At 74.2% G+C, this 2,377-nt stretch carries 3 protein-coding genes; 2 read left to right on the forward strand and 1 reads right to left on the reverse strand.

What is annotated here, in order from left to right; all coding sequences use genetic code 11:
• Window positions 1-641 (forward strand): ATP-binding cassette domain-containing protein (locus ABZ885_RS39545; RefSeq protein ID WP_360199797.1); only part of this gene is annotated, 641 nt, incomplete at its 5' end.
• 24 nt (window positions 642-665) lie between these two features.
• On the forward strand, window positions 666-1,430 hold the full coding sequence (locus ABZ885_RS39550; protein WP_360199799.1) for an ABC transporter permease: 765 nt from the start codon (window positions 666-668) through the stop codon (window positions 1,428-1,430).
• Between the two features lie 63 nt (window positions 1,431-1,493).
• Here the strand turns inward: ABZ885_RS39550 and ABZ885_RS39555 are convergent, their stop codons facing one another.
• Window positions 1,494-2,327, reverse strand: a complete 834-nt coding sequence (locus ABZ885_RS39555) for a PLP-dependent aminotransferase family protein (RefSeq protein WP_360199801.1) — start codon at window positions 2,325-2,327, stop codon at window positions 1,494-1,496.
• Between the last annotated feature and the right edge of the window lie 50 nt (window positions 2,328-2,377).

The raw sequence follows: 2,377 nt of genomic DNA on the forward strand, positions 1-2,377 counted from the left end.
CCCGGATGCACGGCACCGGCAAGGCCTCGGCGCTCCGGCGCGCCGAGGAGGCGCTCCGGGCCTTCGGGCTCACCGAGTTCGCCGACCGCCCGTGCCGCACCTACTCCGGCGGCCAGCGCCGCCGGCTGGACATCGCGCTCGGCGTCATCCACGCCCCCCGGGTGCTCTTCCTGGACGAGCCCACCGTGGGCCTCGACCCGGCCGGCCGGGGCCAGGTCTGGGCGGAGATCCGCCGGCTGCGCGACGCGGGCATGACGGTGGTCGTGACCACGCACTACCTGGAGGAGGCCGACGCGCTCTGCGACCGGGTGGCCATCGTCGACCACGGCGGGATCGTCGCCGAGGGCACGCCCGAGACGCTCAAGCGCGAGATCTCCGGCGACGTGCTGCTGGTCGGCCTGCCCGCCGGGGAGACCGAACGGGCCACCAAGGCGCTGCGCGAACAGCCCTGCCTGCACCGGCTGGAAGTGCAGGGCGAGGACGGCCTGCGGCTCTACCTGGACGACGGCGCCGCCGCGCTCCCGCAGGTGCTGCGCGCGCTCGACGCGGCCGGTGTGGTGCCCGGCACCGTGCAACTGCAACGCCCCAGCCTGGACGACGTGTTCCTGGCCCGCACCGGCCGCTCGATCGAGCAGTCCTGACCTCCCGACTCCCGAGGGGCCCCCATGAAGCTCGCCCGCGACACCTGGCTGGTCTTCCAGCGCCAGCTGCTGCTGATGTGGCGGACCCCGGTCTGGATCGCCGTCGGGGTGATCCAGCCGGTGTTCTACCTGCTGCTGTTCGCACCGCTGCTCAAGAAGGTGCTGGCACCGATGGGCGCGACCACCTACGCCGAGGCCTACCAGATCTACGTACCGGGCCTGTTGGCGGTGCTGTGCATCTTCGGCGGCCTCTACACCGGGTTCAGCCTGCTCGGCGAGCTGAAGGCCGGCATCATCGAACGGGCCCGGGTGACCCCGGTCAGCCGGCTGGCGCTGCTGCTGGGCCGGGCGCTGCGGGAGACGGTGGCGCTGCTGGTGCAGGCCGTGATCATCACGCTGATCGCGCTGCCGTTCGGCCTCCGGGTCGGCCCGGTGGACCTGCTGCTGGCCTACCTGCTGCTCGGCCTGCTGGCCCTGATGACCTCGGCGATCTCCTACGGGATCGCCCTGCTGCTGCCGGCCGACGAGGCGATGGCCCCGGTGGTGAACACCATCGCGCAGCCGATCGCGCTGCTCTCCGGGGTGCTGCTGCCGCTGGCGCTGGCTCCGGTGTGGCTGCAGTCCATGGCCAGGTGGAACCCCTTCTACTGGGCCGTGGAGGGCATGCGGGCGCTGTTCTCGGGGCACGTCGGGGACAGCGCGGTCTGGCAGGGGCTGCTGGTCGTCGTGGTGATGACGGTGGCGGCGGTGTACTGGTCGGCGCGGCTGTTCTCCACCCGGGTGCGCTGACGCCCCGGAGGTATGGCGGAGGGGGCGGGACCGGATGGTCCTGCCCCCTCCGCCGTACCCTCGCTACGCGGCCGACGCGCGGATGAACCGCGCCAACGCCCCGACCCCGGCCACGATCCGGCGCTCGTCCAGCGAACTGACGGAGAGCCGCAGCCGCCGTTCCCCGCCGCCGGCCGGGTAGAACGGCGCCATCGGCGTCCAGAGCACGCCGTGGTCGCGGGCGCACCGCTCCATGGCCGCCTCGTCGGCCTCGAACGGCACGGCCAGCACGGCGAAGAAGCCGCCCTCCGGACGGTTCCAGGACAGCCCGAGCCGGCGGCGCTCCGTCGCGGGGAAGTGCCGCTCCAACTCCCGGAGCAGCACGGTCATGTTGGCCGCGTAGTGGGCCGTGGCGGGGGCGTTGGCGGCGCGCAGCCGGCAGTCGTGCCGCAGCAGCATGCCGCCGATCACCGCCTGGCTGAGCGCGGGCGTGTTGACCGTCGTCATGCTCTTCAGCCTGGCCAGCTCGTCCGCGAGCAGCGAGCGCCGTCCGCCGGGCCCGGCCACCTCCTGGTCGGCCACGACGTAGCCGAGCCGGGCGCCGGGGAAGCAGGTCTTGGCGAAGGAGCCGAGGTAGACGACCTGGCGGCGGCGGTCCAGCGCCTTCAGGGTGGGCCGCTCGCCGGGGTCGCGGGCGAAGAAACCGTACGGGTTGTCCTCGATGACGAGCAGGCCCTCCTCGGCGGCCGCGTCCAGCAGCCGGGCCCGGGCGGGGACGGGCATGCTGGTGCCGGAGGGGTTGGCGAAGTCGGGGACGACGTAGAGCGCGCGGGGGCGCCGGCCGGCGGCCCGGACGGCGCGCGCCGCGGCGCGGACGGCCTGCGGATCGGGGCCGCCCGCGGGGGCCTCGGTGCGCACCCGAGGCACCTCAGGCGCCATGCACCAACGCACCGCACACCACGCACCGC

It is taken from the genome of Kitasatospora sp. NPDC047058 (genome assembly GCF_040643935.1).
In the GTDB taxonomy this organism is placed as follows: Bacteria; Actinomycetota; Actinomycetes; order Streptomycetales; family Streptomycetaceae; genus Kitasatospora.